Source organism: Thermobrachium celere DSM 8682, assembly GCF_000430995.1.
Lineage (GTDB): Bacteria > Bacillota > Clostridia > Clostridiales > Caloramatoraceae > Thermobrachium > Thermobrachium celere.
In genome coordinates, this window is the sequence record NZ_HF952018.1 from 1,160,160 (window position 1) to 1,178,711 (window position 18,552).

The 18,552-nt window shown below is 33.1% G+C and carries 16 protein-coding genes, 1 other RNA gene and 1 other annotated feature (1 of these 18 cut by a window edge); of the genes, 1 reads left to right on the forward strand and 16 read right to left on the reverse strand.

The window, feature by feature from the left end; all coding sequences use genetic code 11:
* A partial coding sequence (locus tag TCEL_RS06245) for an integrase core domain-containing protein (RefSeq protein WP_198010649.1) occupies nucleotides 1-422 on the forward strand: 422 nt, incomplete at its 5' end.
* Between the two features lie 233 nt (nucleotides 423-655).
* Here the strand turns inward: TCEL_RS06245 and TCEL_RS06250 are convergent.
* The 16 genes from TCEL_RS06250 to hisS all read right to left on the reverse strand — a co-directional run bounded on the left by TCEL_RS06250 (nucleotide 656) and on the right by hisS (nucleotide 18,302).
* On the reverse strand, nucleotides 656-1,849 hold the full coding sequence (locus TCEL_RS06250; RefSeq protein WP_018662260.1) for a S41 family peptidase: 1,194 nt from the start codon (nucleotides 1,847-1,849) through the stop codon (nucleotides 656-658).
* Between the two features lie 132 nt (nucleotides 1,850-1,981).
* The gene (locus tag TCEL_RS06255) at nucleotides 1,982-3,019 is read right to left on the reverse strand and encodes a tungsten cofactor oxidoreductase radical SAM maturase (RefSeq protein WP_040683760.1); all 1,038 of its coding nucleotides are present in this window, start codon (nucleotides 3,017-3,019) and stop codon (nucleotides 1,982-1,984) included.
* Nucleotides 3,020-3,133: 114 nt separating this feature from the next.
* A complete protein-coding gene (orr, locus tag TCEL_RS06260; RefSeq protein WP_018662264.1) occupies nucleotides 3,134-4,192 on the reverse strand; it encodes an ornithine racemase Orr in 1,059 nt (352 codons plus the stop codon).
* 10 nt (nucleotides 4,193-4,202) lie between these two features.
* Nucleotides 4,203-5,549: a GlmL-related ornithine degradation protein gene (locus TCEL_RS06265; protein ID WP_018662267.1), complete on the reverse strand. Its 1,347-nt coding sequence runs from the start codon at nucleotides 5,547-5,549 to the stop codon at nucleotides 4,203-4,205.
* On the reverse strand, nucleotides 5,539-7,737 hold the full coding sequence (gene oraE / locus TCEL_RS06270; RefSeq protein WP_018662269.1) for a D-ornithine 4,5-aminomutase subunit OraE: 2,199 nt from the start codon (nucleotides 7,735-7,737) through the stop codon (nucleotides 5,539-5,541). Before oraE ends, TCEL_RS06265 begins: the two co-directional genes overlap by 11 nt.
* Nucleotides 7,738-7,751: 14 nt before the next feature.
* Nucleotides 7,752-8,108, reverse strand: a complete 357-nt coding sequence (locus TCEL_RS06275) for an ornithine aminomutase subunit alpha (protein ID WP_018662271.1) — start codon at nucleotides 8,106-8,108, stop codon at nucleotides 7,752-7,754.
* Nucleotides 8,109-8,120: 12 nt separating this feature from the next.
* Complete coding sequence (gene ortB, locus TCEL_RS06280; RefSeq protein WP_198010650.1) at nucleotides 8,121-9,551, reverse strand: 2-amino-4-oxopentanoate thiolase subunit OrtB; 1,431 nt, start codon at nucleotides 9,549-9,551, stop codon at nucleotides 8,121-8,123.
* Complete coding sequence (gene ortA, locus TCEL_RS06285; protein WP_018662274.1) at nucleotides 9,544-9,846, reverse strand: 2-amino-4-oxopentanoate thiolase subunit OrtA; 303 nt, start codon at nucleotides 9,844-9,846, stop codon at nucleotides 9,544-9,546. The genes ortB and ortA overlap by 8 nt, the downstream gene beginning before the upstream one ends.
* A gap of 11 nt (nucleotides 9,847-9,857) precedes the next feature.
* Nucleotides 9,858-10,895 carry a 2,4-diaminopentanoate dehydrogenase gene (gene ord / locus TCEL_RS06290; RefSeq protein ID WP_018662275.1) on the reverse strand — a complete coding sequence of 346 codons (1,038 nt, stop codon included), beginning with the start codon at nucleotides 10,893-10,895 and terminating at the stop codon, nucleotides 9,858-9,860.
* A gap of 255 nt (nucleotides 10,896-11,150) precedes the next feature.
* Nucleotides 11,151-12,530 carry a sigma-54 interaction domain-containing protein gene (locus TCEL_RS06295; protein WP_018662277.1) on the reverse strand — a complete coding sequence of 460 codons (1,380 nt, stop codon included), beginning with the start codon at nucleotides 12,528-12,530 and terminating at the stop codon, nucleotides 11,151-11,153.
* 49 nt (nucleotides 12,531-12,579) lie between these two features.
* Nucleotides 12,580-13,818 (reverse strand): serine hydroxymethyltransferase, encoded by a 1,239-nt coding sequence (locus TCEL_RS06300; protein WP_018662278.1) that lies wholly within the window; start codon nucleotides 13,816-13,818, stop codon nucleotides 12,580-12,582.
* 105 nt (nucleotides 13,819-13,923) lie between these two features.
* The gene (locus TCEL_RS06305; protein ID WP_018662281.1) at nucleotides 13,924-14,187 is read right to left on the reverse strand and encodes a metal-sensitive transcriptional regulator; all 264 of its coding nucleotides are present in this window, start codon (nucleotides 14,185-14,187) and stop codon (nucleotides 13,924-13,926) included.
* A gap of 4 nt (nucleotides 14,188-14,191) precedes the next feature.
* Nucleotides 14,192-14,908, reverse strand: coding sequence for a tRNA threonylcarbamoyladenosine dehydratase (locus TCEL_RS06310; RefSeq protein ID WP_018662283.1), 717 nt, complete (start codon nucleotides 14,906-14,908; stop codon nucleotides 14,192-14,194).
* A gap of 21 nt (nucleotides 14,909-14,929) precedes the next feature.
* A non-coding RNA gene (gene ssrS, locus TCEL_RS13185) (6S RNA) lies at nucleotides 14,930-15,114 on the reverse strand.
* Between the two features lie 131 nt (nucleotides 15,115-15,245).
* Nucleotides 15,246-17,033, reverse strand: a complete 1,788-nt coding sequence (gene aspS / locus TCEL_RS06315; RefSeq protein WP_018662287.1) for an aspartate--tRNA ligase — start codon at nucleotides 17,031-17,033, stop codon at nucleotides 15,246-15,248.
* A gap of 18 nt (nucleotides 17,034-17,051) precedes the next feature.
* Nucleotides 17,052-18,302 (reverse strand): histidine--tRNA ligase, encoded by a 1,251-nt coding sequence (gene hisS, locus TCEL_RS06320; protein WP_018662288.1) that lies wholly within the window; start codon nucleotides 18,300-18,302, stop codon nucleotides 17,052-17,054.
* A 44-nt stretch (nucleotides 18,303-18,346) separates the two neighbouring features.
* Nucleotides 18,347-18,552 (reverse strand) — a binding site (T-box leader); it runs 1 nt beyond the window's last position.

An 18,552-nucleotide genomic window follows, 5' to 3' on the forward strand; every position in this document is an offset into this window, starting at 1 on the left:
CAGAAACCAGAATGGTTTTAGGTTTCAATTTAACAGCATCAAGAGATGCTTCGCAAGCTTTTGCTTTGTTTAAATCTGCAAGCAAATTTGGATGTCCATCGGCTATTGTAACCGACAGACTAGACTCATATAATCTTGCAGCTAAAACTATTTTTAATAATTCTAAGCATATCAAAGTACAATCATTTAAGGATGATATCTCTAACAACCTGATAGAAGCTTTTAATGATACATTTAAAGATTGGTATAAGCGCAAGCGAGGATTTAAATCATTTGAAAGTGCAAACACTCTGATAGCAATGTTTATTTTCCATTATAATTTTTTAAGACCTCACTATTCTTTAAACAATCTAACCCCTGCACAAGTAGCTGGGATATTAGTTGATGAAAAAGCAATGAATAATTGGCTTCTATCTGCTTAATTTAAAATAAAGCATATCTTTTCATACACCTACATTTTTAAGTTTTGGTAGGTGCCTTCGGCATGCCTATTTTTTATAAATTCCCTAGTTATTAAAAATTATTTTTTAGAATTTAATAAAAACCTGAGTAATTTTGAGTAATTATACATCTAGCTACGCTATTTTTTCATATTTACTTAACACAATCATTAATTAGATTTATAGCCCCCAAAATGGTTTGGGGGCTTAATTGATTACTTGTTTCTTAAAACTTCTATGGCTTTTTGTATCTGTATATCTTCTTTATAACTTAACTCTTTTATCTTATCCTTTTGAGGCAAATCTAATTTAATATGAGGCTCTATTCCTTTACCTTGTATACATTCTCCAGAAGGAGTATAGTATCTTGCAATTGTAACCTTTAATCCCTCTTTATTTGGAAGTGATATAATTTCTTGAACTAATCCCTTTCCAAATGTCTTTGTTCCAATTAAAGTACCAGCCTTAAAATCTCTAACTGCACCAGATAGAATTTCAGATGCACTTGCTGAACCCTCATTAACTAAAAGCACTAGAGGTATGTTTAGTTTATTAGAATCTGACTTCCATTCTTCCCTTTTACCTTGATTATCTATTGTATATACGATTGTTCCTTCTCCTAATATTCTATCTGCTATTTGTGTACACTGATCTAAAAGCCCTCCAGGATTATCCCTTAAATCAATTATTAAACCTTTTATTCCTTTGCTTAATAGGTTATCAAGTGCTTTATTAAATGCATCTGCTGTATGTTCATCAAAAGTAGTAATTCTAATATAACCTATGTCATTTTCAATAACATCACTCTTTACTGTTTTAATTGTAATAATTGCACGTGTAAGTTCAAACTCTAAAGTTCCTTTTCCTTCTCTATATATAGTTAATTTAACCTTAGTACCCTCTTTTCCCTTCATCATTGATACAGCCTTATCCATTTCCTTAGCAGAAACATCTTGATCATTTACTTTTAAAATATAGTCTCCTGACTGTATTCCTGCTCTATAGGCTGGCGTATCTTCAATAGGCGCAACAACAATTATTTTGCCATCCTTTTCTCCAACATATAAACCAACACCTGCATATGAACCTCTTGTATGAGTAAGCAGTTCTTCAAATTCTTTTTGATTTAAAAATACAGTATAAGGATCTCCTATACCATCAACCATTCCTCTTACTGCGCCCTCTACTAGTTTATCTTCATCAATCTTATCAACATATTTTTTCTCTAAAATAGTTTTAATTGATATTAATTTATTAAATTTTTTTACAAACTGATATTCTTCGTTACTTACAAGTTTCTTACCACCAATAAAAGGAATTGGTGCAAAAATAAGTAGTGAAGCTGTTATCAAGTTTGTAATTATAATTAGTGCTATGACTCTTTTTACAGATACTTGCCTCTTATCCATTTAGTAACACCCCAAATCCAATATCTTATATTATATTTTATTTTTTACACTATTACATTATATCATTTATTTAATTTTTTTCCATGTATTAAATTTGAAATTTAATTAAATTTTTGCTTATTGCTCACTTTTTTAAGGACATATTGCTATTCTTCTACTCCATAGGCAGTCAGAACAGGATGGGCTTAAAAGATAACAATCATAATCATTTGTCTCTGGTATGTTACAACCATCTAAAAAATCGCAATCAAAACAAGATGGATACCTATTACTATAAATTGTATTTTTAAATGATTGATACTGCTTGCTGTTTACTAAATCTAACAAACTAGTATTTTTAATATTTCCAAAAGAATATTTATATATTTTCTTATGCCTTCCTAAAATATATTCATTTAATTCATGAGAAAATCTATAGCATGGATATATATTCCCATCTACACCAAGTACAATTGAATTACTCTCTATGAAAGGGCAATACCTTTCGGTTGTAATCTTATATTTAGGAAGAATTAGATCTATCCCTTTTTTAAAGGAATAAATACGTAATTTATTAAATAGTTCCTTCATTTTATTATCATAATCTTCATGATATAAAATAGAATCCTTATATTCTTCTGTCTGAGGAATTATATTTGAAACAATGAGTTGTTGTGCACCTAAACTTGCTGATAAATCCGCTACATTAAAAATTTCATCTATATTGTTTTTGGTAGCTACAAATTCTATAACTAATGATAAATTTGAATTTATTAAATTCTTTTTAGCTTCTATTATATCATTTATATTTCTTAATACCTTATTTAAATCATATCCTCTTATTTCCTCATAGGCCTTGTTTAATCCATCTATTGACACAACTAGTGTTTTAACATTTTTTGCTATCAATTCCTTCAATTCATTATCAATTATTGTTCCATTGGTGGTGAGTGTTATATCATACTGTTCAAATAATCTTAATGCCTTCTTTATATTCTTTGAATATGTAGGCTCTCCAATACCCCCAAAAACAATCTCAGATATATCAATTGTTTGTATATCTTCATATATTTTTGTTAAAACATCTTCTTCCATATCCATTAATACCTCTGACCAACTCTGCCTATAGCAAATTCTGCAGTTTAAATTACATTTATTAGTTAACTCTAAATATAATTTTTTTATACTCAAACCCATCCCCTCCATATTTTCTTCTTAATTTAATTATAATCTTTTAATATTTAAATATGTATAACTAAATAAAAAACTGTCACAAAACAGAATACTGTTTTGTGACAGTTTATCTCACACAACCACTTTATCTACATATTCTGATGTCATAGCCTTGAGTAGACTACCATAGTCCATTTTAAATTCAATAACATCCCCTACTTTATAGTCTCTTTCGGACTTTGTAACATCAAGTATTGTATGATCAGAACTTGCACCTAAGATATCTATATTAGGATCTAGAGGAATTAATCCATCAGGATTTATGTCCTGTCTTCCTATTGCAATTATCGCTCTTTTTATTATTCCTCTATCCTCATAATATGGTTTGTTACCAAAAGCATCCATACCTATATTGCCAATAGGAACTGAAGGCTTGTTTTTAATTTCAACAATTTGAGCCCTTAAAATAAAGGCATCATCATGAAGCATATCTATTCTCTTTCCAAACGCTGTTTCTCTTCCAAGAATTGCAATTTCACCAAGCCTTAAATTGTTAATTCCAACAGGCAATTTTCCATCTTCAAGCAGATAGTAGCTGCTGGAGTTTCCACCTGATATATATTCTAAATCTAATTTATATTTTTCTGCCATTTCCTTTGCAATCTTTACCAACCTACCTAAATTATTTTCATCAGGTATTACTCCACCATAGCATGTAAGGTTGGTTCCAAAGCCCTTTATTTCAACTCCTTCAATTTTTAATACCTTATTAATAAAGTCATCAACATCATCAGGCCAAACTCCCTCTCTTAAGTCTCCCATATCAAGCATAATAATTATATTGTGTTTTTTGCCCTTTTTTCTTGCTCTTTCTCCTAAAGCATATATAGTCTCAATTTCTGAATTTAAACTATAGTCAGCATATTCTATTACATCATCTACTTCATTTAACATTGGTATTCTTAATAAAATCTTCTTTATGTTCAAATCCTTCATCTTTTTTAGATTTTGTATTCTTGAATCTGCCAAACCATCAATACCACAATCGATTAGATTTGAGACAATATGTGGATGTGCACAAAAACTTTTTGTAACTATCCACACCTTTACATTAGCACCACTACATCTTTCAACTAAACTCTTAATATTACTCTTATACTTATCTATTTTTATAACTACTTCTGGGTACACTGTATCCCCCCTATATTCCTAGGCTCTTCTTTAAAATCTTTAATGCTGCCTCTTCATATCTTTTTGAAAGAACTCCTAATGAAGCCATTATATAGTAATTATCAACCAATACCTCAATACCGTCCTTTGGATATAGGAACATTCCACCCGTGTTGTCCTGTGGAATCTTTTTCATTATTTCAACTCTTTTTGGAAGTCTTGTTAGTGCACCACCTGTTCCTATTATCCACTTAACATTTGTTAAATCCTTGCCCTCAGCAACTGTTTTTTTGCCACTTGGACCATATATATATCTAATTGAACCTACATGGCGTCTTACTGCTGTTAAAACAGCTTCTTGAGTCATGTATTCAATAAATTGTATTTCCCTTTCGGTTTGTGGTATTGGTTTTCTGTTAGCTATTAACTCTTCCGCATCATCAAAAACTTTTTTAACATTTTCTAATCCTATTTTTTCTACTATATGAGGTAAATTTACATATACCCCCAAATCACCTTCAACAGTTCTTTTTGCAACTGGCTCTGGGCTTATCATTATTCGCTGTATTTCATCGCTGCCCTCTGTAACTGAATGAACATCCGTTGTTGCACCACCAACGTCTATTACCATTAAATCGCCTATCTCTTTTTTAAGAAGTATTGCACACTCCATAACTGCTCCTGGAGTAGGAATTATAGGACCGTTTACCATCTGTCTAACTTTTTGCATTCCTGGAGCACCAGTTATATGTTCTTCAAATGCACTTTGAATTACTTTTCTTGTAGGTTCAACATTTAATTCATCTACTCTAGGATATACATTATCAACAATATATAGTTTTTGACCGTACTCTTCAAATATTAATTTCACATCTTCATGGTTTTCTATATTTCCCGCATAGATTACAGGAACATTGAGTTTTAATTTTGCAATCTCTTCTGCATTATAAAGTGCAGTATCCCTTTCTCCATAATCAAGACCGCCCGCAACCAAAATAATATTTGGTTTTATCTCTTTTATCTTATTTAAATCCGAACGTCTCAACTTTCCTGCTGTAACCATTTTAATTATGGCACCGGCCCCAAGGGCAGCCTCCCTTGCTGCCCTTGCAGTCATATCAAATACAAGGCCGTGCACAGTCATCCTAAGTCCTCCAGCCGCACTGCTTGTTGCTAAAAAATCGTTATATTCAATGGTGTTAACCCCTATATTCTTTTTTAGATCCTCAAGTGCCATATTAAGTCCTATTGTTACATCTCCGTCTAAAACAGTAGTTGGTCCTTGTCCCTGACCTATAAATTCTGCATCCTTTAAATTAAAAGCATTAACTACTGTAGTAGTGCTGCCAATTTCGGCAACTAAAACATCAACCTTCATAATTCTCCATTTCCCTTCTTCTCTTTACTAAGAATGAAGCAACATCATTACCCTTTGTACCACGTCCAAATCCTGCATCCATTCCCGCTGATTTTGCTATTTCATCTGTTACTTGAGTTCCACCTGCACAAAGGATAAGTTTGTCTCTTACACCCTTTTCAATACATAATTCATGAATCTTCTTCATGTTCTTAATATGAACATCGTTATGTGTAATTATTGTACTAGCAAGTATTGCATCTGCATTATATTCTATTGCTGCATCAACAAGCTTTTCTACTGGGCATGATGTTCCAAGATATAGACATTCAATACCGTATTTTTCTATTCCACCATGCTTAATATCGATAACTTCTCTTAATCCTACTGAGTGTTCATCTTCTCCAACAGTTGCAGCAACAACCTTCATTGGCTTTCTTTCTATTTCCTTTCTTATTTCTTCATCTGATAAAACATCTGGTTTCTTTGGAATCTCAAGTTTTGATACATCAATAGTAAATGGTACTCTACCTTTGATTTCTACAAGTGTTCCTTCTGCAGGTTGCATTACTTGTTTATGGATAACTATTACATCTTCTAATCCCATTTTCTTACCTATTTCCATAGCAGCAAATTCTGCAACTCTTTCTTCTACAGGTAAGAAGATTGTTGTTGATACAATACCATCTCCACACCATTCAACTTCTGGCTTAATTTCTGTTGAATGTCTTAAATTTTCTGTTTCCTTTAATCTTCTGTTTACATTGTCATTTTCATCAAGTTCATCTATAAATACTATCTTTTCTGGCTTACAGAATGTACAACCGTCAATTAGTTCACATGCCTTTTCAATTCCTTCAGGAAGGTTGTTATAACCAAAATGTTCGCATACTGGTGCCATATAATCCTTGTCTCTTTCAACAACTGTTCCTGCTCCTATACCTCCATTTATTTGTCTTGCAATACCGTCTCCATTTCTTTCTGGATACATACCTGAATCTACAAAGAATCCCATTTCAACAGCCTTAAAGTATCCACCAACTTCAAGTATTTCTTCCATAAATAGAACTGCTCTTTCCTTTAATTCTCTAACCTTTTCTCTTAAATATCCATCCTTCTTTAATTCAACCATTTCAAGAAGCCCATCCATACCTATTAGTGCTTGTTTTGCAGTATTTATTGCATGAATGTTATTATAATGCCATGGAACGTTTCTACCTTCATCTGGAGTAATTGTTGATTGTATATCTGCTCTTGTTAATCTTGAAATTAGTAGGTTTAATACATGTGTTACTGTAGCTTCTCTTGTACAGCTTTCCATGTACTTTGTATTCATTTGTGCTCTCATCTTGTAATCTTTAAATAGCTCTCTTAATGCTACTGCATATGGTAAGTCTATTCTTAAACATGGTGCTGGTGGTGCTGTTGGTGGAACTGTAGAAAGTGCTATATTTTGTGGTTTCATTCCTACCATTCTAGAATAAGCACAGTTTAAAGCATGTTGTACCATAAGCTCAGGCATTACCTTCCAGCCCTTCATAGCTGTAGCATTAGCATTGTGAGCACCATCTATTTGAACCATGTCAGCAAAAGCCATTATTTTCTTTGCTACTGCTGCATCAACAAAGGATCTAACCATATTTATATTTCTATAAAGAACATTATATTGAGGGTCTTGGTGTGCTCCATTTACTCCTTCTTCAGCAAACATAACTGCAATATCTGGACCTGCTACACCTGATACATATGAGTGGAAGTTTATTGGTCTTCCAACTTCTTCTTCAATTATATCTAGAGCCTTTCTAGTAGCTCTAACTTGTTTTCTTGATATTGGAACTCCTCCTACACCTTCAGGAGTACCTTCTATAAGTCCGTCATAGTGGCTTTGTCCAGCTGTTCTTATAACCATTATATGGTCTGCACCATGCCATGCAGCCATTCTCATTCTTCTAATATCATCTTCAAATCTTCCTGAAGCAATTTCTGTTGTGATTACACAATCTGGTTGAGGATCTATATATCCAAAACTTTTTGCTGCTGGTAGTGGACAGCTATTCTTAAGTGGTTTTGATGCTTGATGATATTCAAACTCTCCATATACTTGCTTACCTTGTTCTTCTCTCCAATGCCATCCTCTTCTCTTTGGTCTGTAGTTTTCAAGATCCTTTAAAATTTCTTCTATGTTTAACTTTTCATTCTTCTCTAACATATTTTGCCCCCCTTTTAGAATAATCCTGGTACTTCATCCCATGCTTTTCCTTCAACAAGTAAAAGTCCTGCTTCTCTTATAGGAATGTTCTTTTTCTTTGCAAGTCTATAAACTACATTTCCTGCTCCCTTGCCTAAAAGTCCTAAGTTTTGAACTCCTTCAACAATTGCCTTTGCTTCTATGCTTGAAAATCCCATTCTTAAAAGTACTGATCTTTCAACTGCTGGTGATGTATGAGTATACGCAAGCTCTACTAAAGGTTTAACTATTTCTTCTGCTAATTGCCAAAATCTTTTTTCTAGTTCTTCATCTGATAAATCTTTTAAATGCTGTCTTCTTATTTCAAAATCATCTGGTCTCTTTACTGCCATTTTTACCCCTCCTTATTTAACTACCTTTACATTAATTTCAGATAGAATATTCTTAACTTCTTCTAAAGTAAGTTTTGTATCTTCTGCTAAGAATTCTGCATCCTTTTCAGTTATTTCATCGACTTTATAATTTTCAATGCAGTTCTTTATATATGATTTTTTAAGCTTTATTAAGTCTACATCCCTAGCTCTAATTAAAGATGGATGTTCTGGAAGAATTATGTTTGTACCTGCTCTTTCATCCTCAGGATTACCAAATTTAACTTCTATTCCATTTTCCTTTGCAAAGGATAATTGAGCCATATGATGCTTACCAGCACCTGTATATTCAGTTTCTTGTACAACTATAATTTGATCTTCATCCATCTCTTGTGCTAAATAAAAGGCTGCTGTAAGTGAAGTATTACCTGCAGGTCCTCTTTCAAGTCCCTCAAGTTGTGCCAATGCTTCTGTAATATAGAATACTTCACCTTGCTTTATGGTTACGTATCTATCTAAGTATCTTAATGGTCTTGCTGCACTCCTTGGTACATCTGATCTGTCTGGCCATGTAGCAAACGGAATACCAAATCCTGTATGACCAGTTGTAAAGGATTTTCTATTAAAGTCTTTATCTGATGCCATATGTAGACCAGTTAAATCTACACTTGCACCTACTACCTTCGTATTTACTGCTCCAGCTTTAATTAGTCCTCTTGCTGTTCCTGTAACATTACCTCCTCCAGCATGTGTTATTACAACAACATCTGGATCCTTACCTATTTGCTCTCTGCACTGCATTGCAACCTCATAACCTAATGTTTCAACTCCTGCAATTCCATATGGTGAATAGAGTGAAGCATTAAAATAACCTGTTTCTTCAAGAATTCTTAAAAATGTATAAAATAGTTCTGGTCCTACAGTAAGTTGTACAACCTCTGCTCCATAGCATTCACATTTTCTTTGCTTTTCTAATATTTCTGGTTGTCCAACTTTTCTTGAATCATAACATTCTTGAACAATTATACAGTCTAAATTTCTCATTGCGGCTTGTGATGCAACTGCAGCACCATAATTTCCACTTGTTGCTGCAACTACACCCTTATATCCTAGTTTCTTGGCATGGTATACAGAAACAGCTGCTCTTCTATCCTTAAAACTACCAGATGGATTGCATGCCTCATCCTTTAAGAATATTCTTGCTCCTTTACCCTTTGGAGAAATTTTTCTAACCAAAGCGGTTAAATTTTTTAATTCCAAAAGAGGTGTATTACCAACTCCTACACTTCTTTGAATTTCTTGAACTTCTTGAAGTGTATATCCAGTTTCCCTCATCATCTTTTCATAATCGAAGGCAATTGTTGATGTTTGGAACTTAGAATAATCTATACCAACTGCCTTTTTCATTATTTCATTTTTCCTAGCCATGACGGCATTATAGCTGTAATCTGCCACATTATTCACCGTCCTTTAACATTCTTCTTAAATCTTGGCCAATCTTTAATATTTCAGGTACAAACTTTCCAAAATCATGTTTATAACATGGGTTTACTTCAACCAATTTACCTTTAACAACTCTGTTTGTAAGGGTTGTTATTTCAACTTCATCTCCTAATTTTGCATCATGATTTAAATATCCTTTAACCCACATTTCAAGTGGTACCTTTTGAGTTTCCTCTGGTAGATTAGCTGCTCTTTCCCCTACGTTTAAAACAATTTGATGTACCTGCACATAAGTGCCCTTTTTAACAATTTCCAAGCTTCTCACCTCTATTTATTAAGATGCATTCTAAAGTCATTCATAATTGCATGTGGTAATGGAAGATCCTTCATTGTAACTAGTCCTGGTTTAGCATTTAAAACGTGTGGTATCATATTTACTGCTGTTGCAATTGTTCCTATTCCTCCTGGAATTTCAGGCTTTATGCATAGGCTGATATTTGGATCTCCTTCAATCCAGATATAATCTCCTGTTTCTATATTTTCAATTTCTGGATGAATTTGTTGTGGATGTTCTAATGCAATTACAACTTCTCCATTCTTTAAGCCATATCCACAGTGGTTGCAACCGCAAACCATTCCAGGTTCAACAACAACGTCTTTTGTTTCTCTATGAGTATTTGATATAATTGGTTCCTTTGTTTGTTTTACTTCATCTATTTCAATTCCTAGTGCATCTGCAATCATTGGAATTGATTCTTCAAATCCAACGTGTCCATAAACTGAGCCATCTTCAATTCCCTTCTTAAACTCTTCTACTGTAAGTCCTACTCCTTGTTCTCTCATAACAGTCTTTCCAAAAGGTGATAGGTCATTAATTCTTGCTGCTCTTATCTTCTTTACACTTCTACATACTGCACTTAGTGTTATTATTAATGTATCAAGAACAAATCCTGGATTTACACCTGTACCAAGTACAGTAACTCCATTTGCCTTTGCTATTTCGTCTATTTCCTTTGATAACTCTGGTTCTGCCATAAATGGATAAGCCATTTCTTCTGCAATTGTTATACAGTTCATCTTATGGCTACAAATTAGTTTAATTTGCTTTTCTACACCCTTTACAAATGAATCTATAGCAAGTAAAACTACATCTGCCTTTGTTTCACTTAGAACTTTTTCTGGATCAGCTGATATTGTTATGCCAAGTTTTCTGCCAAGACCAATATGTTCCCCTAAATCCTTTCCTTCGTTTTCTTTTCTGTCAATTGCTCCAACTACCTCAATACCCTCCTTATCTAAAATCATTTTTACCATACCACTTCCCATGTTTCCTACGCCCCATTGAATTACTTTAATTTTGTCCATTTAAAATCTCCTCCCTATTGTTTTTTTATAATATAGAGCAAAAATCGTGCCAAAGTTTAATACCTTATTTTTTGAATAAAAATTAACAATATTAATATTTATAAAATCTCAAGTTTCTGTATGTTTTAAATATTCACTCTTTTCTAATTATTAATTTAGGGTTGCAAATATTTTTGCACTTAATAAAGTTTTAGTATTTAACAAAAAAGAGTCCTGTGCAAAAATATTTGCACAGGACTTGCCGAAAAATGTTATCTATTTATTTATACCATACTTATTTAACTTATGTTGCAGTGTCTGTCTTTTAATTTGAAGCATTTTAGCTGCTTTAGTTACATTATAATTACTTTTTTCCATAGCTGCTTGTATAATATTTCTTTCTATATTATCTAAATATTCATCTAGTGGTATTTCAAAATTATATTTAATATCATGTAACGATGTATTAAACCTTTTAAATAAAACTTCCTGTACATTAGGTGCAAAATGTTCCATTCTCAATATATGTCCCGTTACCATATTCATTGCACCCTCGATATAGTTTTTTAACTCTCTAACATTCCCAGGCCAATCATAACTCATAAATCCATCATAAACTTCATCGGCTACTTCCCAAACTTCTTTTATTAATTCAGCATTATATTTTTTTATAAATTCATTAACAAATATAGGTATATCCTCTTTTCTTTCCCTAAGTGGTGGGATTTTTATATTTACTACACTTAATCTATAATATAAATCCTTTCTTAGCTTTCCTTCCAATATAGCAGTATATGGATCCTCATTTGTTGTGGCAATAATTCTAACATCAATGGGTATGTCCTTAACATCCCCAACTCTTCGAATATAACCTTCCTGCAAAACTCTTAGTAATTTTGCTTGAAGATTAACAGGCATTGAGTTTATCTCATCTAATAATAGAGTACCTCCATCTGCCTGTTCAAATAAGCCTGGTCTATTAATAGCACCAGTAAAACTTCCCTTTACAGTACCAAATAATATTCCCTCAAGTAAACTTTCAGGAAGTGCTGCACAGTTTACAGCTACAAATGGTTTATCACTTCTTGAGCTAGAATAATGTATACATCTAGCTATAACCTCTTTTCCTGTACCTGTTTCACCAATAATAAGAACAGTTGAATTCGTCTTGCTAGCCTTTTTAGCAAGCTCAATCGTCTTTAAAAATTCTGCACTACCTCCAATGATATCACTAAATTCTTTTTTTTCATTAAAATTGTCTTTATTATTTCTCAGCTCAAGAATCCTGTCATATAACTCCTTTATTTTTGTAAAGTTTTTTGATATTTCAATTGCACCTAAAATATTCCCATCCACTATTACTGGAACAGTTGTATTAACAGTAGTTATATTAAACCCCTTCTTATTCAGATATGTTTGGTATCTTTCTACAATAGACTGCTGAGTTTTAAGGGATGTCAAAAGAGTACTAGTGCTTTCATTTAGATTTGGAAAAAGATCAATCAAATTTTTTCCTACTACTTCATCAGCTCTAAACCCCTCAATCTGTTCCATAGCCTTGTTATAAATTATTGTATTTCCTTGATTGTCAACTACATGTATTCCTTCGTCTATATTATTTAATATTATTTCTAGAAGTTTTTCATTAAAGTCCATTTTTAATCCCCCTATCTAAATAATTAATGGGCTTTTGAAAGCCCATTAATTATTTTTCAGCATATAGTGGAAACTTTTCACAAAGAGCCTTTACCCTTTCTCTAGCTGGAGTTAATCCCTTTTCTCTGTTTTCAATAGTCCATGATATTATATCTGCTATAGCTATCATTTCTTCTTTTCCAAAGCCTCTAGTTGTAACTGCAGGGGTACCTATTCTTATACCACTTGTAACCATTGGTCCCTGTGGATCAAATGGGATTGTATTTTTATTAACTGTAATTCCGATCTCATCTAATAGATGTTCAGCCTCTTTACCTGTTATATTTTTATTTCTTAAATCAACAAGCATTAAATGGTTGTCTGTTCCACCTGAAACCAAATTAAATCCTCTTTCCATTAATGCATTTGCAAGATGTTTTGCATTTTCAACTACTTTCCTTTGATATTCTTTAAACTCATCGCTCATAGCCTCTTTGAAACAAACCGCCTTTGCAGCAATTACATGTTCAAGTGGTCCTCCCTGAATTCCAGGAAATATAGTTTTGTCAATCACCTTTGCATATTGCTCCTTACAAAGTATTGCTCCACCTCTAGGGCCGCGAAGAGTTTTATGAGTAGTTGTTGTAACAAAATCTGCATATTCAACTGGATTTGGATGAAGTCCAGCAGCAACAAGTCCTGCTATATGAGCCATATCGACCATCATGTATGCATTAACTTCATCACAAATTTCTCTTATCTTTTTAAAATCAATTATTCTTGGATAAGCACTTGCTCCTGCAACAATCATCTTTGGCTTTTCTTTATGTGCAAGTTTTCTTAATTCTTCATAGTCTATGTACCCGTCTTCATTTACTCCATATGAAATGAAATTAAATAATCTACCTGAGAAATTTACTGGACTACCATGAGTTAGATGTCCACCATGGGATAAATTCATTCCTAATACTTTGTCCCCAATTTCTAGAACTGATAGATAAACTGCCATATTTGCCTGTGAACCGGAATGTGGTTGAACATTAGCATGCTCTGCACCAAATAACTTCTTAAGTCTTTCTCTTGCTAAGTCTTCTACTATATCAACATATTCACATCCACCATAATATCTTCTTCCTGGATATCCTTCTGCATATTTATTTGTAAGCTGAGAACCCTGTGCTTCCATCACAGCTTTACTAGTAAAGTTCTCTGATGCAATAAGCTCAATTTTATTTTGTTGTCTTTTCATCTCTTGTAGTATAGCCTCGTATACTTCAGGGTCTACTTTTTTTACATGATCTAAACTCATTTTACCCTCTCCTTTAAACAAATCTTCTAATAAAATTATAGAATTATCAGACATTTTTTACAAGTATAAAATTAAATAGAAGTTACATTAATATATTTATGCTAACTATTTAATAAACTTAACAATTGTATCAATTAAGTTTTCTATTTCTTCTTCAGAAACCCTTTCATCTGCAGGTCTTAAAATACAAGATTTTGAATAGTTTTCTAAAATCAAAGCTCCAACCTTAGTTATAGCTGCCTTAACAGCTGCCACTTGTACTAATATATCTCTACAATCAGCATTGTTTTCTATCATCTTTTCAATACCTTTAACTTGCCCTTCTATTCTTCTTAGCCTCTTTATTAAATCCTCCTTTGTACAACTCATATTTTCACTCCTTCTTTATTAAATCTTTTATGACTTCGCCTGCTATTATCAGGCCAACTACAGAGGGTACAAATGATATGCTTGCCGGTATCTGCTTTCGTTGACTTAGATTTAACTTTTCATTTACATTTACCTTTATTGGTTGCTCTTTTGAATACACAACTTTTAAATCTTTAACCCCTAGTTTTTTAAGTTCAGTTCTCATAACCTTAGCAAGTGGACAAACAGAAGTTTTATAAATATCAGTAACTTCAAATTTTGTTGGATCTAATTTATTTCCTGCTCCCATACTGCTTATTATAGGTATGTTTTTCTCTTTACATCTTACAACAAGATCTATTTTAGATGATACAGTATCAATAGCATCTATTACATAATCATAATCGTCTTTTAAAAGTTCATTTGCTGTCTCTTTATTATAAAACGCCTTATATGTAATAACATTACAATCTGGATTTATATCTTTAATTCTCTCTGCCATTACATCAACCTTTGGTTTTCCAACAGTTTTAATTGTTGCATGTATTTGTCTATTAATATTTGTAATACATACATCATCTTTATCCACAAGAACTAAAGTTCCAACCGCACATCTTGCTAGTGCCTCTACTGCAAAGGACCCTACCCCTCCAACACCAAACACTGCTACCTTACTTTTTTTCAGTTTTTCTACTGCTTCCTGTCCTATAAGTAGTTCTGTTCTCTGGAATGGTCCTAACATATTTTACCTCCTTAGCATAAGAAAAAACCCACCGTACCGCTGGATGGATAGATTGAACCTGCTCTCGGCAGGTGGGTGTCCTCCCCAAAGTTTCACGCTTCCTGCTACAATTGTGCAGGCCTGCAATCCACTTCAGGAGTCCAGACTCCCTTTTCGTTGGTGTTGGCTCAATACTTAATCCATCCTCACGCATACGGCAGGCTGTATTCAATTATTTTAACTGTATTATACAACACAATTTTATATTTGTAAACTTCATTTGCTTTCCTGTCGGTAAATATAATATATCATCATTTTTTATTTTTATCAATCAACACTTTTAGGCTATGTTGCATTTTTATCTTTCATTTTCTATTATTTGTATTCCTAACTCATCAAGCTGTTTCTTTTCAACAACATTTGGTGCATTTGATAAAGGACACGCAGCATTTTGATTTTTAGGGAATGCAATAACGTCCTTAATATTATCTGTTTCGGCAAGGAACATAATCAATCTATCAAAGCCGTATGCAATTCCACCATGTGGAGGTGGACCATATTTAAATGCTTCTAGAAGGAAACCAAATCTATCCCAAGCATCCTCCATTGTAAATCCAAGTGCCTTGAACATTCTTTCTTGTAGTTTTGTATCATGAATTCTTATGCTTCCTCCACCAATCTCTTCACCATTTAATACAATATCATATGCCTTTGCTCTTACTTTACCTGGATCAGTTTCTAAAAGTTCGATGTCTTCATCCATAGGTGATGTAAATGGATGATGTACCGCTACATATCTACCTTCTTCTTCATCATATTCAAGCAGTGGGAACTCAGTAATCCAAAGGAATTTATATTCTTTATTATTTGGTCCTATTAATCCTAGCTTTCTAGCTAGTTCTAGTCTTAATGCACCAAGTGATGCAAATACCACCTTTGGCTTATCAGCTACAATTAATATTAAGTCTCCCTCTTTAGCCTCTGTTCTTTCAATAATAGCTTTGATTTCTTCTTCTTTTAAGAACTTTGCAATTTGAGACTTTATTTCTCCTTCCTTTAACGCTATCCATGCAAGGCCTTTAGCACCATATGTTTTAACAAACTCTGTTAGTCTGTCTATTTCCTTTCTTCCAAAATCTGCACATCCTTCAGCATTTATAGCTCTAACATGCCCACCTGAAGCAACTGTGTCCTTAAATACTTTAAATTCTGAATCACTAACAATATCTGTTAAATCCTTAAGTTCCATTCCAAATCTAATATCTGGCTTATCTGAGCCGTATCTTTCCATTGCTTCTCTGTATGGCATTCTTATAAATGGTATCTCTATATCAATACCTTTTATCTCTTTGAATAATCTTTGAATTAACTTTTCATTTAAAGATATAACATCATCAACATCTACAAAAGACATTTCTACGTCTATTTGTGTAAATTCTGGCTGTCTATTTGCTCTTAAATCCTCATCTCTAAAGCATTTTACTATTTGGAAGTATCTATCAAATCCCGATATCATTAGAAGCTGTTTAAAAATCTGTGGAGATTGTGGAAGAGCATAAAATTTTCCTGGAAAATTTCTACTTGGAACAAGATAATCTCTTGCACCCTCTGGAGTACTCTTTGTTAAAAATGGAGTTTCAATTTCAAGAAAACCATTTTCATCAAAGAAATCACGAACAACCTTTGCAGCCCTATGTCTTATCATTAAATTTCTTTGAAGATCTGGCCTTCTTAAATCTAAATATCTATACTTTAATCTTATTGCCTCTGATGCATCAAGATTTTCTTTTATATATATTGGTGGTGTTTCTGATTCAGATAGTATTTTTAATTGTTCTGCCTTAATTTCAACCTTACCTGTTGGCATATTAGGATTTGGTGATTCTCTTAAAACTACTTCTCCTGTTACAGCTAAAACATATTCACTTCTTATTGAATGTGCCTTTTCAAATGCCTCCTTATTAATCTCATCTCCAAATACAACTTGAACGATTCCTGTTCTATCTCTTAAATCAACAAATATTAATCCGCCCAAGTCTCTTCTTCTTTGAACCCAACCCATTACAGTTACTCTGCTACCTACCTTATCTTCAAAAACTTCACCACACATGCAGGTTCTTTTTAGACCATTTAACGCTTCTGCCATTTTATTCCCTCCTTGTTATTATAAACTTGACTTAATATCAGTTATTAATATTTCTCTCTCTTGTCCTGTAGCCATATCTTTAATTTTTGCTACACCTTTGTCTAATTCTTCATCTCCAATAATTATTACATAATCAGCACCTATCTTATTTGCATATTTCATTTGTGCCTTTAGACTTCTATTCATTATATCCTTTTCTACGCTTATACCTTCTCTTCTTAAATTAAATGCAATCTTTGAAGCTTCCCTTTTGGCTCTTTCTCCTAGACTTGCTATGTACACAAGCTTCCTTTTGTTATTAGGTATCTCAATTCCCTTTGACTCTAACATAAGTAGCAGTCTCTCTATTCCAAGTCCAAAACCTACTGCTGGTGTCTTTGGACCACCTATCTCTTCAATTAAATTGTCATATCTTCCTCCACCACAAACTGTGCTCTTTGCTCCAATGTCTTCAGATATTATTTCAAAAACTGTTTTTGTATAATAATCTAATCCTCTAACTATATAAGGATCAACTACATAGCTAATTCCTAATGCATCTAGTTCTGCTTTTAACTCTTCAAAATGATTTTTACATTCATCACAAATGTAATCTATGACTACTGGAGCACCTTCTGCAATCTTTTTACACTTATCATTTTTACAGTCTAATACTCTAAGAGGGTTTCTTTCATATCTATCCTTACATACAGGGCATAATTCATCAAAATTTGCCTTTAGGTATTCTTTTAATGCATTATTATAATTAGGTCTACAGTCTGGACAACCTATATTGTTAATATTTACCTTCAGCTCATCAAGTCCAAGAGAATTAAAGAAGGTAAAGGCTAAAGATATTACTTCTGCATCTGCTGTAGCTTCCTTAGAACCAAATAGCTCAACACCAAATTGATGGTGTTCTCTTAATCTTCCTGCTTGAACATTTTCATATCTAAAAACAGGAGTTATATAAAATAGTTTTGTTGGTTGAACATCTGCATAAAGATTATTTTCTAAATATGCTCTTGCAGCTGGAGCTGTTCCCTCAGGTTTTAATGTTATACTTCTACCTGCTTTATCTAGAAAAGTGTACATTTCTTTTTGGAATATATCTGTTGTTTCTCCAACTCCTCTTTGTACAAGTTCTGTATGTTCAAATGTAGGTGTTCTAATTTCTGTAAAACCAAAATAAGAACAAACCTCTCTTACCTTTTGTTCAATGTATTGCCACTTGTATACATCTTTTGGTAAAACATCCTTAGTTCCCTTTGGTGCCTTAGTAATAAGCATAATATCCCTCCTTTTTTAATATCAAAAAAGAAACCGCCCCTAAAGTAAGGGACGGGTATATTTCCCGCGGTGCCACCCTAATTGGCATAGCCCACTTAAATCTATAACGCTGATAGCGTGTAGCCCTACTTAATTCAGGTACAAACTCCAGGGTGTCCTTCATTTCCCTTAACTTTAAAACTGCTCTCAATCTATGGCAGTTTCTCCCTGTAAAGTGTTTGGAAACTACTCTTCCCCTTCATAGTCTTTA

Bases quoted from the DNA above. Each gene is read 5' to 3' on its own strand.
- TCEL_RS06250 (WP_018662260.1), bottom strand. From the start codon at position 1,849: ATGGATAAGAGGCAAGTATCTGTAAAAAGAGTCATAGCACTAATTATA.
- TCEL_RS06265 (WP_018662267.1), bottom strand. From the start codon at position 5,549: ATGAAGGTTGATGTTTTAGTTGCCGAAATTGGCAGCACTACTACAGTA.
- oraE (WP_018662269.1), bottom strand. From the start codon at position 7,737: ATGTTAGAGAAGAATGAAAAGTTAAACATAGAAGAAATTTTAAAGGAT.
- TCEL_RS06275 (WP_018662271.1), bottom strand. From the start codon at position 8,108: ATGGCAGTAAAGAGACCAGATGATTTTGAAATAAGAAGACAGCATTTA.
- ord (WP_018662275.1), bottom strand. From the start codon at position 10,895: ATGGACAAAATTAAAGTAATTCAATGGGGCGTAGGAAACATGGGAAGT.
- TCEL_RS06295 (WP_018662277.1), bottom strand. From the start codon at position 12,530: ATGGACTTTAATGAAAAACTTCTAGAAATAATATTAAATAATATAGAC.
- TCEL_RS06300 (WP_018662278.1), bottom strand. From the start codon at position 13,818: ATGAGTTTAGATCATGTAAAAAAAGTAGACCCTGAAGTATACGAGGCT.
- TCEL_RS06305 (WP_018662281.1), bottom strand. From the start codon at position 14,187: ATGAGTTGTACAAAGGAGGATTTAATAAAGAGGCTAAGAAGAATAGAA.
- TCEL_RS06310 (WP_018662283.1), bottom strand. From the start codon at position 14,908: ATGTTAGGACCATTCCAGAGAACAGAACTACTTATAGGACAGGAAGCA.
- aspS (WP_018662287.1), bottom strand. From the start codon at position 17,033: ATGGCAGAAGCGTTAAATGGTCTAAAAAGAACCTGCATGTGTGGTGAA.
- hisS (WP_018662288.1), bottom strand. From the start codon at position 18,302: ATGCTTATTACTAAGGCACCAAAGGGAACTAAGGATGTTTTACCAAAA.